This is a genomic window from Xanthobacter lutulentifluminis, from assembly GCF_043194675.2.
GTDB lineage: Bacteria > Pseudomonadota > Alphaproteobacteria > Rhizobiales > Xanthobacteraceae > Xanthobacter.
Genome location: NZ_CM195525.1, coordinates 3290000 through 3302978, shown reverse-complemented (window position 1 = coordinate 3302978; position 12979 = coordinate 3290000). Strand labels below are relative to the sequence as shown.

General features: G+C 68.5%; 8 protein-coding genes. 2 read left to right on the top strand and 6 right to left on the bottom strand.

All coding sequences use genetic code 11. From position 1 onward, the window contains the following. Nucleotides 1-221 precede the first annotated feature (221 nt). The 4 genes from V5F49_RS15245 to V5F49_RS15230 all read right to left on the bottom strand — a co-directional run bounded on the left by V5F49_RS15245 (nucleotide 222) and on the right by V5F49_RS15230 (nucleotide 7907). A complete protein-coding gene (locus tag V5F49_RS15245) occupies nucleotides 222-1553 on the bottom strand; it encodes an HlyD family type I secretion periplasmic adaptor subunit (RefSeq protein ID WP_394117116.1) in 1332 nt (443 codons plus the stop codon). After that, nucleotides 1550-3271, bottom strand: coding sequence for a type I secretion system permease/ATPase (locus V5F49_RS15240; protein ID WP_394117115.1), 1722 nt, complete (start codon nucleotides 3269-3271; stop codon nucleotides 1550-1552). Before V5F49_RS15240 ends, V5F49_RS15245 begins: the two co-directional genes overlap by 4 nt. A gap of 84 nt (nucleotides 3272-3355) precedes the next feature. Beyond that, complete coding sequence (locus tag V5F49_RS15235) at nucleotides 3356-7549, bottom strand: tandem-95 repeat protein (RefSeq protein WP_394117114.1); 4194 nt, start codon at nucleotides 7547-7549, stop codon at nucleotides 3356-3358. A 169-nt stretch (nucleotides 7550-7718) separates the two neighbouring features. Next, complete coding sequence (locus tag V5F49_RS15230) at nucleotides 7719-7907, bottom strand: helix-turn-helix transcriptional regulator (protein ID WP_394117113.1); 189 nt, start codon at nucleotides 7905-7907, stop codon at nucleotides 7719-7721. Between the two features lie 427 nt (nucleotides 7908-8334). Between V5F49_RS15230 and V5F49_RS15225 the strand changes: the two genes are divergently transcribed. Both V5F49_RS15225 and V5F49_RS15220 read left to right on the top strand, forming a co-directional pair. Further along, a complete protein-coding gene (locus V5F49_RS15225; protein WP_394117112.1) occupies nucleotides 8335-8526 on the top strand; it encodes a hypothetical protein in 192 nt (63 codons plus the stop codon). A 328-nt stretch (nucleotides 8527-8854) separates the two neighbouring features. Then, entirely contained in the window at nucleotides 8855-9943 is a 1089-nt protein-coding gene (locus V5F49_RS15220; protein ID WP_509210698.1) for a LuxR C-terminal-related transcriptional regulator, read from the top strand. Between the two features lie 148 nt (nucleotides 9944-10091). Here V5F49_RS15220 and V5F49_RS15215 read toward each other — a convergent pair whose 3' ends face one another. Further along, nucleotides 10092-11729 (bottom strand): GTPase, encoded by a 1638-nt coding sequence (locus V5F49_RS15215; RefSeq protein ID WP_394117110.1) that lies wholly within the window; start codon nucleotides 11727-11729, stop codon nucleotides 10092-10094. Then, on the bottom strand, nucleotides 11726-12937 hold the full coding sequence (locus tag V5F49_RS15210) for a GTPase (RefSeq protein ID WP_394117109.1): 1212 nt from the start codon (nucleotides 12935-12937) through the stop codon (nucleotides 11726-11728). Before V5F49_RS15210 ends, V5F49_RS15215 begins: the two co-directional genes overlap by 4 nt. Nucleotides 12938-12979 lie beyond the last annotated feature (42 nt).

Sequence of the window (12979 nt, the reverse complement as noted above, 5' to 3'; positions counted from 1 at the left end):
CGGAATTTTCCAGCTCCGGATGGCCTAGAAATGGGGAGCGCTTCAAAACCCTCCTCACCCTCCGCCAGCAGTGCGAATGTCGCGACGAGCATCGCGCTATAGATCAAGACCACCTCCGTGAAAATTTCGGAGGTGGTCGGAACCGCTTCGGTCAAGCAGAGACGGGTTGCTTCACCCGGAGGGGGATACGTTGCGACCCGGCCGTTCCCCGGCATCACCCTTCACCCCGCCCTGAAGCTCCTGCGCAACTGGTCACCGATCGGTTTCAGGAGGTAGGACAGGGGCGTGCGCTCTTGCGTGGCAAGATGAGCTTCGACCGGCATCCCGGCCACGAGCTCCAGATTGGAAAGCGCCATCAGGCTTGCGGCGTCCGGCACGATCTCCACCTGGTAGAAGTTCGCCCCCGATCTCTTGTCCGTGATGGTATCCGCCGAGATGCGTGAGACGATGCCGTCGATTTCCGGCGTCGTTTCCTGCTGGAAGGCGCTGAATCGCAACCTGGCCGCCTGTCCGGGATGGACCTGATCGATGTCGATCGGGTCAACATGTGCGCTGACCACGAACACATCGTCGCGCGGCACGATCTTCATCACCTTGTCGCCGGCCGCCACATAGCTCCCCAGGGTGTGGACGGTCAGTTCATGCACAATGCCGCCGCTCGGCGTCCGCACGTCGAGGCGGGAGAGCTGGTCGAGGGCGGCGACGCGCCGCTCGCGCAGCTCGGACAGCTTTCCTTCTATCTCGCCCTGCTCCTGCGTGGCGTCGCTGCGCGTCTGCTGATCGATGGAGAGAATCTGAAGTCCGATCTCCGCGATGCGTCCGCGGGCAGACGCGATGGAGGCCCGCAGTTGGCCGAGCTCACCCTCGATGCGCGCCGCCTCCCGGCGCACGGCGGTGGCCCGGCTCAGGGAAACCAGCTTCTTGGCGACCAGGTCTTCCAATGAGCCGAGCTCGATATGGACGAGGACAATCTCCGTCTCCTTGGCCGCGGCTTGAAGCTCCAGCCCCTGGATCTGCTGGCGGAGCTGGTCGATCTGCTCGGAGAGCTGGGCTCGCTGCCCCGCGCGCATCTCCTTTCGGGCGGCAAGCAGGCGTTCTTCGCCGGTCCAGATGAGTTCCAGCGCCTGTTCCACCCGGCGCCGTTCGATGATGGTCCCGGCCGGCTCGATGGCATCAGCAAGGCCCGCCTCCACCCTGAGACGCGCGGCTCGGGCTTCCAACTCGTCGATCTGTTGCGCGACGATGGCCAGGCTGGCGCGCGCGAGCGTGTCGTCGAAGCGCAACAGCAGGTCGCCCGCCCCGACGGTATGCCCCTCGGCGACGGCGATTTCCTTGATGGTGCCGCCCATGGGCGGCTCGATGCTCTTGACGCTGCCTTTCAAGGTGAGGCTGCCACTGGCCAGCACGGCTCCCGAGAGCGGGGTAAGGGCTGCCCAGGCGCCCCCGCCGAGGATGAAGAGGGCCGCCACGGCCCCGCCGAGCCGAAGGTCGCGGTGGGCACGGGCGAGCGCGCTGGCGGGTGCGCGGCTCTCCCCGGCGGCGGGCGGGCTCATGGCTTACCTCCCGCCAGCGGCACGAGGGATGGTGCCGCGACCGGGCCGGGACCAGGGGCGACCCGCCCAAGCACCTTGTCGCGCGGGCCGAAGGCGGCAAGCCGACCCTCCCGCAGCACAGCCACGTGGCTCGCCGCCCGCATCATGCTGGCCCGGTGCGCGGCCACCACCGCGATGCCGCCGCGTGCGCGAACCCGCTCGATCGCGTGTTGCAGCGCGGCCTCGCCTTCGGCGTCGAGGTGAGCATTGGGCTCATCGAGGATGACGAAGAAAGGATTGCCGTAGAGCGCGCGCGCAAGCGCGATGCGCTGGCGCTGGCCGGCGGAGAGGGTGATCCCACCCTCGCCGATGTGTGTATCGTAACCCGAAGGCAGGCGCAGCACCATGTCGTGGACGCCGGCTTCCCGCGCGGCGGCGATCACGGCATCGCCATCCGGGCATGCATCGAACCGCGCGATATTCTCGGCAACCGTGCCGTCGAGTAGCGCTACGTCCTGGGGAACATAGCCGATGGAGCGGCCCAGCCGGTCCGGCTCCCATTGGTCGAGCCGCGCGCCATCGAGCCGTACGGCTCCCGCCGCGGGCGGCCAGAGGCCCGACAGGACCTTGAGGAAGGAGGTCTTGCCCGCCCCCGACTGGCCGACGAGAACGAGCGCGTCGCCAGCGGCAAGGCAGAAGGCGATCCCCTGGAGCAGCGGGCGCTTTCCGAGGGGAGACATCACCGACACGGCCTCGATGTCCAGCCGCTCGGCCGGAGGCGGCAGCTGCGTGCGTGCGCCCGGCTCGCTCAGGCGGAGCAGGGCGAGCCGGGATGAGAGCCGCCGCCAGCTCTCGCGCGCCGCGAGAAAGCCCTTCCAGTGCGCCGCGGCGAGTTCCACCGGCGCCAGCGCCCGGCCCATGAGGATGGACGCCGCGATCATCACGCCGCCTGTGGCGTCGCCCCGTATGACGAGCAGCGCGCCGATGCCGAGCAGGAGGGATTGGAGCAGGGTGCGGAACGCACGCGAGAGGGCAGCAAGATTGATGGAGGAGACCGCCAGTTGCTCCTGTCCCTTGCGGCTCTCCGCATCCAGCCGCGCGAAGCGGCCGGACAGATTGGCGACCATGCCGAGCGCCCGCGCGACCTCGCAGGCGCGGCGAGAGGCCTCGAGAAAGGCCGTGCGCCTTGCCGCCAGTTCCACGGCTGCCTTCACCCGGGCCTTTGAGCGCGCCTCGCCCGCCAGGGCGAGGGCGATGATGACGACGGCGCCGGCAAGCGCGGTGAGGCCGAGCCAGGGGTGCAGCAGGAAGCACAGGGTGACGAACAGCGGCACGAAGGGCGCATCGAACAGCACTGTCGGACCCGCGCCGGACAGGAAGCCGCGAACCTGGTCGAGGTCGCGCAGGGCGAGGGTGAATTCCGCCGGCGACCCGAGCCGCGCCGTGCGGTGGATGCCGTCGGCGAACAATTGCGGCGCGAGCCGCTCCTCGATGGTCGCCGCGAGCCGCGCCAGCAGCCGCCCGCGGGTGGCATCCAGCAGGCCCTGGACCGCAAACGCGACCACCACGAGTCCGGTGAGCGCCACCAGCGTCGGCACCGAGCGCGAGGGCAGCACCCGGTCATAGACCTGGAGCATGTAGAGCGCCCCCGCCAGCATCAGCATATTCACCGCGACGGTGAAGATGCCGATGCCGGCGAGCAGCGGGGAGAGGCCGCGAAAGGGGGACTTGGCGTTCACCGGACGGCTCTCACGATGTGCCAGCGCGGGCCGGCGGGATTTTCACGGTCTGACAACGATGTTCGCGTGGTCGGAGGCCGGGCTTCAGGCGGGGATGGCCATGCCGTCCGACATTACGATGACGTGGCCGACATCGATGCCACCATGGCCGTCAGAAACAGTATAGGTGAAGCTTCCGTTGATGCTGCCGAACGGGGCTGTGAATGTAATGACATCGCCCGCCAAGGATACCGTGCCGCCCTGAGCGTCGCCGACCTCAGTCACGAACAGCCCACCGGTATGATAGTCCACATCAAGGTCATTGGCGACGAGACCGGCCGCGCCAAAGGTGGAGACGTAGCTCGCTGGGCTGGGGGTGGAGTAGCTCCAGTACCGAACATCATCCACCGCCACCGGCGCGTCGTTCACCGGCGTGACGTCGATGTTGACGGTCGCAGTGTCGGTGCCGCCGCTGCCGTCGGAGACGGTGTAGGTGAAGGAGGCCGGGCCGTTATAGTCATCGTCGGGAAGGAAGTGGATGCGGCCCTGGTCGTCGAGATAGACGTCGCCGTTCACCGCATCGCCGACGCCGGTGATGGTGAGGTTGTCGCCGTCCGCGTCGGTGTCGTTGGCAAGAAGCGTGGAGAAGGTGCGCAGGGAGATCGCAGTGGGCGCAGCCATGCGCACACCACCACCGTCGCCGCCCCCGGCGCCGGCGCCGCCGTCACCGCCGATCGACGACTGGAATACCAGCTCGGTGTCCTCGGCGAGCGTCACCGCATCGTCGCCGGCGACCGGCGCATGGTTGGAGCCATTCACGTTCACCACCACATCCTGGGTGGCCGTCCCGCCATGGCCGTCGTCGAGGGTGAGGGTGAAGGTGTCCTGACGGGTGTCATCGGCACTGAGGGAAGCGGTGAGATCCCGGTCCACCTCATAGGTCCAGACCACCTTGTCCGGGCCGTCCGCCACCGGCACCACATGCGCCGTGAGCGTGCCGAGGGCACCGGGCGCAGCCGCCACGGAGACGGTGTGCGCATCGCCGGTGTCGGCATCCTCGAAATAGATGGCGCCGGTGTCCGAAAGCACGGTTGCCGCCGGGTCGTCGGTGACGGTGGCGACGGTCTTCGAGTGGGCGTCGAGGGTCTTGATGAAGACATCCCAGGTGCTGTTGGTGTCGCCGGCCACGAGGTTGTCGGCTGCGGAGTGGAACACGACCTGCGTGCCGTCGGGCGAGAAGACCGCGTTGTAGTAGCTGGAGCCATCTGCCTGCGTGCCGGCGGCATTGGTGGAGACCCGCGTCACCTCCCCCGTGGCGAGGTCCTTCACGAACACGTCGGTCGCGCCGTTGGTGTCGCCGGCCACGAGGTTGCTGGCATTGGACCAGAACAATATCTTGCCGCTGTCCGGGGAGAAGGTCGCCTCAGAGCTGTCACCGTTCCCCTGCGTGCCGTCTGCGGCAGCATTGACCAGCGTCACCTCTCCGGTGGCGAGGTCCTTCACGAAATAGTCGTAGTTGCCGTTGGTGTCGCCGGCCACGAGGTTGCTGGCATTGGACCGGAACAGCACCTTGCCGCCGTCCGGCGAGAACGACACGTTGTCGATGTAGAGACTATCGCCCTGCGTGCCGTCTGCGGCGGCATTGACCATCGTCACCTCCCCGGTGGCGAGGTCCTTCACGAAATAGTCGGCATTGCCACCGTTGGTGTCGCCGGCCACGAGGTTGCTGGCGTAGGACCGGAACAGCACCTTGCTGCCGTCCGGCGAGAACGACACGGCGTCGACGTAGAAGAGGTCCCCCTGCGTGCCATCTGCGGCGGCATTGACCATCGTCACCTCCCCGGTGGCGAGGTCCTTCACAAAATAGTCGTAGTCGTCGTTGGTGTCGCCGGGCACGAGGTTGCTGGCATTGGACAAGAACAATATCTTGCTGCCGTCTGGCGAGAAGGTCGCGATTCCGCTCGCATCGCTCCCCTGTATGCCGTCGGCACTGGTGGAGACCAGCGTCACCTCCCCGGTGGCGAGGTCCTTCACGAACACGTCGGTCATGCCGTTGGTGTCGCCAGCCACGAGGTTGCTGGCATTGGACGAGAACAATATCTTGCTGCCATCCGGCGAGAAGGTCGCGCTTTCGCTCCCACCGGTCCCCTGTATGCCGTCGGCACGGGTGGAGACCTGCGTCACCTCCCCGGTGGCGAGGTCCTTGACGAACACGTCGTAGGAGCCGTTGGTGTCGCCGGCCACGAGGTTGCCGGCGTAGGATTGGAACACCACCGCGCTCCCGTCCGGCGAGAACGACACGTTGTCGATGTAGACACTATCGCCCTGCGTGCCGTCTGCGGCGGCGTTGACCAGCGTCACCTCTCCGGTGACGAGATCCTTCACGAAATAGTCGTAGTTGCCGTTGGTGTCGCCGGCCACGAGGTTGCTGGCACTGGACCGGAACAGCACCTTGCCGCCGTCCGGCGAGAACGACACGTTGTCGACGGAGGGAAAGTTTCCCGGCGTGCCGTCTGCCGCGGCATTGACCATCGTCATCTTCCCGGTGGCAACGTCCTTCACGAAATAATCGTAGCTGCCGTTGGCATCGCCGGCCACGAGGTTGCTGGCGGAGGATTGGAACAGCACCTTGCCGCCGTCCGCCGAGAACGACACCCTGCCGACGCTGGCACCGTCCCCCTGCGTGCCATCGGCCGAGACGGAGATGCGCTCCACGCTCTGCGCGCCCTCGGCGAGGAAGACAGGGGCAGCGTTCTCCATCACGTCGGTCACGGTGACGGCCACGGCATGGCTGGTCGTGGCCGTGCCGTCGCTGGCCGCAATGACGACGTTGTAGACGTTGTCCGCGCCCGCGTCGGCCGGAGCTTCGAAGTCGGGAGCGGTCTTGAAGCTCAGGGCGCCGTCAGCGCCGATCGAGAACAGGGCGGCGTCGGCGCCGGACAAGCTCCAGGTGATCGCGTCCCCGTCGGCATCGCTCGCCGTGGGGTTTAGGAAATCCCCCGTCCCGTTCTCCCTGAAGCTCGCTGTGGCGGGCGCAACGATCACCGGCGCATCGTTCACCGGCGTGACGTCGATGTTGACGGTGGCCGTGCTCGTGCCGCCGTTGCCGTCGGAGACGGTGTAGGTGAAGGACGCCGGGCCGTTGTAGTTGGCGTCGGGGGTGAAGGTGACCTGTGCGTTCGCCAGCGCCACCGTGCCGTGGCTCGCCCCGCCGACCGCCGTGACGGTGAGGGCATCGCCGTCCACGTCGGTGTCGTTGGCGACCAGCGTGGAGGCGGCGAAGGTGAGCGCGGTGTCCTCGGTGGCCACCTTGGTGTCGGCGACCGCCACCGGGGCGCGGTTGGGATAATCGATGACGAGGCCGACCTGCTTCGTCGTGACGTCGCCCTCGCGGTCTTGTAAGGTGAAGCTTAGGGCGCGCTCGGCCTCCGGCGGCGCGGCGTCGCTGGTGCTGTGCGACACCTGGCGCATAAGCGCCGTCATATTGGCGTCGGTAACGTTGGCGTTGGGCTTGAACTGGATGGTCAGATCCCGTCCGTCCTGCCCATCCGAGGTGACCGTACCGACCACCGTGTTGCCGGAATAAAGCCTGGTGCCGACGATACGGTAGGTTCCGCTGGCAAGGGTGATGTCGTCGCCGCTGGTGGCGCCGTCGAGATGCACGTTCAGCACCCCGCCCTTGAAGCCCGTGCCGTCGGGGTTGGCGACCGACAGGTCGCCGTCCACGATCTGCGGCACAGCGGCATCGGCCAGCGTGTGGGAGACGTGCTCCGCGAGGCCGGTGACGACGGGCGCGTCCCCTTCGGCGGCCACCTTGAGCTTCAGTCTCGCGGTGCCGACGGTGTTTTCGGCGTCCGTCGCCTGGAACGTGACGGCACGCGCCTGAGCGGGCGGGGTGTTGGACGAGGAGGAGTAGGTCACGGCGCGCGCCAGCGCGGTTGCGGCCTCGTCGCTCACCGGACCGGAGCCGAACGTGATTGTCAGCGGCGCTCCAGCCTGCCCCGACGACGACAGGGTGCCGATCTGGCTTCCCTCATAGTAGACCGCCGAGCCCTGGACCGTGATACCGCCCGTCTGGGCGATCCCCAGCGTGTCGGAGGACGTGGCGCCCGCTATGGAAACGTTCAGCTTTCCGCCCGCAAATCCCGTCCCGTCGGCGTTGGTCAGCGTGACGTTGCCGTCAAGCTGAGCCGGTACGGCATTGACCGAATTTTCCTGGACGGTCTTCGAGACATCCAGCGCACCGAACGCGGGCTTTTTCGATCGACCGAACAAACCGCTAAAATCGCCGAAGGCCATGGCACATCCCCCACCCCGCCCGCCAGACACGATCTGCGATTGTGAACGCGCCCGACAATGTATCGCCAGCGCCCTAGGCTAGTTCCGAGTATAATTGAGGACATGACCCAAATGGGTTAGGACCGAGCGGGTAGGGAATCCCGGGCGAAGCGCTCCGGGCGCTCGCGGCTCATGCTTTGATAAGCAGCGCCAGCAGCTTGCGTTGACTGCGCGTGCCCGTCTTACCGTGGATCTTTTTCAGGTGCGCACGCGCGGTTTCATAGGCGATTCCCAGCCGCGCGGGGATCTGCGCAAGCGTGCCGCCGACGCAAAGCGCTTCGACGAAGCGTCTTTCGGCCGGGCCCAGGGACTGCGGCATGGTTAGGCCCCCACGCGGCGGGGAGGGCGCGAAGATCACCTCTGCGCGGCGGAGCACTCCGAGGGCGATGAGCCGGACAAAGCGCTAGTCCAATACCGCCTCCGAGACGTTCTGCGCCACCGGTAGAAGCGACAGCATCCAGTGCGTGGAACCATCTCTGGACACCAGATCCCGCCCCCTTGCCGGTGCCGATGCGGCACAGCGTCTCGACCGCCCTGGCGAATGCGCGGTGATGCGCCTCGGCGCGCAGCCGGAGGGTGCCGCGGGCGTCGGGTGTGAACAATGCGTCTTCCCGCGGCCCGTCGTTGTAGAACTCGGTCTTCTCCAGCTCGCGGATCGGGACGGCGGCGTCGGACGGGCAGGGCACGAGCGTCGGCACGTCCTTCCAGCCCTCGACCCATGGGCTGACGGCGCAATAGCGGTTCACATGGTCAAGAAGCGCGCGGCCGCTGTAGCCCCGCACCGCCAAGGCGAGGGGGAGAGGCAGATCGTCCTCAAGCCCCTCCATGCCGACCCGCAGGTCTGGGAGGACCGCTTGAAGTCCTTCGACGAAATCATTCCAGCGCTCAAGATCCCGCACCGCCACATCAATGCACCATCTGCGTCAGCCGACGATTGACTTGAGTTGTTCTAAGCAACTATGCCAGAATCGCACTCAATTCGCCATGCCAAACGCGCCTTCTTCCGCGTTAAATATCGATCATATATGCATTCACATACTATCTGTACATTTGAATATTCTGAATCATCAATCATGAGCATAGGCTCTTCGGCAGCACATGGCCGCGACGGCACTTGGCCGCGACCTGCTTCTGTCCCTGGGGCAGGTCTGTCTAGCTATGGAATGGAATTCAAAGTAGGGTGCAGGCGGCGCTGCTTCTCGCCTTGGCTGTGCGAGGAACCCGCCTTGCTTCCTGGAGACGCAAGCTGGAGACGCAAGCCATCCGATGCCCGAATCCGCGATTGACCTCATGTACGAGGCCTCGTTCGTACCGGAGAAATGGCCCGCTCTGCTCGACGCGCTGAGCACACAGGTAGACGCGCTTGGCGGATGCCTGTTTGCCGTCAACAACGCATCGGCGGCCTGGGTCTCGTCGGCCTCGTTGACACAGACCATGCACATCTTCGTCACTGATGGATGGATCGGCGCCAGCACCCGCGCCATCCGCGCCGCGAAGCTCAACCACAACGGCTTTCTCACCGATCTCGACGTCTGCACCCGCGAGGAGATCGAGAACGATCCCTTCTACCGGGACTTCCTCCACAAGCATGGGGTCGGGTGGGCGGTGGGCACGCACATTCCCCTGTTCACCGGGGACGTCGTCTCCGTCACCTTCGAGCGACGGCGCGAGCGCGGCCCCGTGGAACGGCGCTTCGTCGAGGCGCTGGACCGGGTCCGCCCGCACCTCGCGCGATCGGCCATGATCAGCGCCCGCCTCGGCCTCGCCCAGGCCGTGACGGCGGCGAACGCAATGGCCGCGTTGGGGCTGCCGGCGGCAACACTCAGCGGCAGCGGCCGGGTGATGGCGTGCAATGCGCTGTGTGAACCCCTTCTCGGCGGCGTCCTGCTTGATCGGCGGGATCGCATCCATTTTGCGGATGCCAATGCGGACCGCCTGCTTACGCAGGGCATTCTCGCCATGCATGCTTCGACGAGCAGTGCGCGGCTGGTTCAGTCGATCCCGCTGCCGGCACCGAACGCCATGGATGCCATGGTCGCGCATCTCATCCCCTTCAGAGGGGGGGCGCAGGACTTGTTCGCCCGGATGGCCAGCATGCTGGTGCTGATGCCGGTGTCCAGAAAGGGCGACTTGAGCGTCAACCTCATCCAGGGACTGTTCGACCTCACGCCTGCAGAGGCCAAGGTCGCGGCCGGGATCGGCGCCGGGAGCAGCCCCGCCGAGATCGCCGCACGCCTTGGCCTGTCGGTCGAGACGGTGCGTGCGCATCTGAAGGCCGTCTTCGCGAAGACGGGCGTCCACAAGCAGGGCACCCTGGCCGCTCTGTTGCGCGGCGTGGGCCTTCCCCGCGCCTGAGCGCGACGCTGCCGGGCAACCACATGTTCTTCCTTGGAGAGACAGGCGCGCGGGAAACCGCGCAGACGCTGAAACGCCTCCGCCAGACCGCGGCGGACGTTGCCGGCGAGATCTCGCGCCTGATGGACTGAAAGGGGTGCGGGGCTTCTCAGCCGGTGATTGTTTCCCCGCCCGCCCTGAGCGCGGTGCGGATGTCGCGCAGGGACGCCTCATGGGCGTCCAGCACGGCCCCGATCTGCGCGACGGACGCCAGGAGGCGGCGCAGGCTGGCGGCACAGGTGGCGCGGGAGGCATCGGCGAGACCCACCACGTGGGCGCGCACCTGCCGCTCCAGCGCGGCATGCAGGCGGCCGTAGTCGATGCCGACCGGCCGTCGCACACCGTCCACCTCCACCGCCAGCTCCTCGAACCCGATGCCGCCGGATGCGAAGTCCGCGAACCCGTCACCCTCCGCCTCGCCTGTGCGGCCGCAGGGCTCGGGGCGATGATCCGGCAGATGCGCGGCGACCGCCCGCGCGAACGCGGCGTCGACGGCCTGCGCCAGCGCGCGGCAAACGCCCCCAACGTCGCGGGCGCCGGCGTGGGCCTCCAGCAGCTCCGGCAGCAGCGGAATGGCGTCGCGCCACACGTCGTCCTGCACCTGCTCGTGCCGGTCGCCGATCTGCGCCAGCGCGTCGTCCAGCATCCGCGCGAGCTGCGCCAGCACCGGCCCCACCTGGAGCCGCAGGTCGCCCAGCACGGTCTCGTCCAGATGACGCAGCAGCACCTCGGCGGGCTTGCGGCGGCCATAAGCGAGCGCCGGCGCCACCAGCGCCCGCAGCGCCGCATAGAGCCGCTCCAGCCCGGCCTCGGCGATGGCATCCGGCGCGGGCGCCCGCGCCATGTGGGCGGAGACCGAAACCGGGGACCTCAGCTGCGCGGGATCCACCCCCATCGCGGCGAGCTTGTCCCGCGCGCGAGCGGCCACATCCGCCTCCTGCAGGGCGCGGTTCGCCGCCGTCTTGTTGCGCAGGCGCCTGACCAGCGCGCCGTCGATCTCGTCCTCCTCGAAGAGGTCGCTTCGGGTCAGAACCGGCAGCAGCGGCTTGGCGCGGCGCAGCTCCTGCGCCAGCTCGTCCAGCTCCTGCACCTGCCCCGGCGCGGCGGAGCTGGTCAGCCACAGCACGCCGTCGGCGCTGTCGGCGAAGCGGCGGGTGAGCGCGGCATTCCCGGCCGTCGCCGAATGCAGGCCGGGCGTATCGAGCAGCACCAGCCGGTCGCCGAGCCGCACCCCCTGAAGCCGCGCGGTGGTCTCGGTGGCGCCCTCGGCGAAGCGCCCTGAGCCCTCCGCCAGCTGCCCCGCCTCCACATGAAAGAAGCCCACCGTCCGGCCCCGCGCGGCGAAGCGGTCGGCTATCAGGTTGCACAGCGAGCTCTTGCCGGCGTTGAACTTGCCGAACACCAGCAGGATCGCCACCCCATCCAGCTGCCGCGCCAGCGCCAGCGCCGGCCCGAGCGCCTCCCTGTGCTGCGGCCAGGCCGCCACGCAGGCCCCGAGCGCCGCGGTGACGGCCGCGACCTGCCGGGCGAGCGCGCCGTCCTCGCACAGTCCCGCCGGGGCAAGGACCGCGCCGGCAAGGCCGTCGCGCAGGCTCGCAAGCCAGTCCTCGAGCCGGGAAAGCACGGCCCGCAGGTCGTCCCGCCCCGGCGCCGCGGCGTCGATCTCGGCCAGGAAGCGCTGCTCCTCGCCCGGCATCTCAGGGGCGGCCGGGACGTGGGGCGATGCGGACATGGCCGCAGGCTTCATGGGGCACCTTCCAGCTGATCGACGCCGGCGCGGGCACGCCCGGCCGCCTCCAGAGCCGATGCGGCATCGGCGATCCGCTGCCGCAGCTCAGTCCGGCGCTTCGACAGCTCGAAATAACGGGCGAACGCGGCGTGCAGGCGGGCCCGGCCGCCTGCCTCGCAGAACATGCGCCGCAGGTCCGCGCGGAACTTCACCGATACGCCCATGACCGCCACCATGACCGTGTTCAGGCTGCCGGCGGCGGTCTCCTGCTCCCGCGGCAGGCCCACGACCCCCTGCCCCGCCAGAAAGGCGTCGATGCGGATGCAGGCGCGCGAATAGGCCACCTGGACGCGGGCGCGTTCGAGCTTCGCGGCTGTGACGGCATAGCGATCCCGCCCCGTGTCGGCCACCAGCGCGAGGTCGGGGCCGGCCACGTCCACCACCGCCTCCATCTCGTGGCCGATGGCGCACAGCAGCGCATCGAGCCCCTGGTCGAACGCATTCCGCTGGCTCGCCTCCTCCTGCCGCAGGGCGGCCAGCGCCTGCGTGCGTGCGCCATGGAGCGCGTCGAGCTCGTCGCGGATCTCGCCCAGCAGCAGCGCGCCCTCATGGGCCCGCGCCCCCGGCACCCGCGCCAGCGCTTCGGCGAGAGCTGCCTCGAGACCGGGAATGCCGCTACGCGCAACCAGCAGCGCCTTGGCGCCCTCGATCCCCTGCCGGTGGCGGCTTGCGGAGACCACATGCAGCGCCGCGCCGTCAGCCTGGACGCAAAGGGCCTCCGCCACACGTCGCAGGGCCTGCTCGTCGGCCATCTGGTCCGCCTGCGTCAGCACCACGAGCGTCTGGCGGCCGGTGCGCCGGCCATCGGCCTGCAGCTCCCCGAGCAGCGCGCGTTCCGCCGCATCGAGCTCGCCCTCCCGCGCCGCATGCACGAACAGCCGGACGTCGGACTTCAGCCACACCGCCCGGAGCGCGTGGCGGTCGTCCTCCCCGCCCACGTCGGCGTCGAGCCCCGGCGCGTCGAGCCAGCGCGCGCCCGCGTGCGCGCATTCGGCGAGCGCCACCGTCTCCCGCCGGTCGGCCACGGCGAAGGCATCGCGCCGTATCAGCTCGTTGAGCAGCCGGCTCTTGCCGTGGTTGTACTTGCCGACGACGGTGACCACCGGCGCCCCGCCGGCGGCGAGCTCGCCGATGCGCTCCAGGTCGCGGGCACGGTGGGGCAGCACGCGGACGATCTCGTCCGGTCCATCCGTCGAGGCCGGCGCCGC

Coding starts and splice junctions, on each gene's coding strand:
- V5F49_RS15230 (WP_394117113.1), bottom strand. CDS start 7,907: ATGCCGCAGTCCCTGGGCCCGGCCGAAAGACGCTTCGTCGAAGCGCTT.
- V5F49_RS15215 (WP_394117110.1), bottom strand. CDS start 11,729: ATGAAGCCTGCGGCCATGTCCGCATCGCCCCACGTCCCGGCCGCCCCT.
- V5F49_RS15245 (WP_394117116.1), bottom strand. CDS start 1,553: ATGAGCCCGCCCGCCGCCGGGGAGAGCCGCGCACCCGCCAGCGCGCTC.
- V5F49_RS15225 (WP_394117112.1), top strand. CDS start 8,335: ATGGTCAAGAAGCGCGCGGCCGCTGTAGCCCCGCACCGCCAAGGCGAG.
- V5F49_RS15220 (WP_509210698.1), top strand. CDS start 8,855: ATGCCCGAATCCGCGATTGACCTCATGTACGAGGCCTCGTTCGTACCG.
- V5F49_RS15235 (WP_394117114.1), bottom strand. CDS start 7,549: ATGGCCTTCGGCGATTTTAGCGGTTTGTTCGGTCGATCGAAAAAGCCC.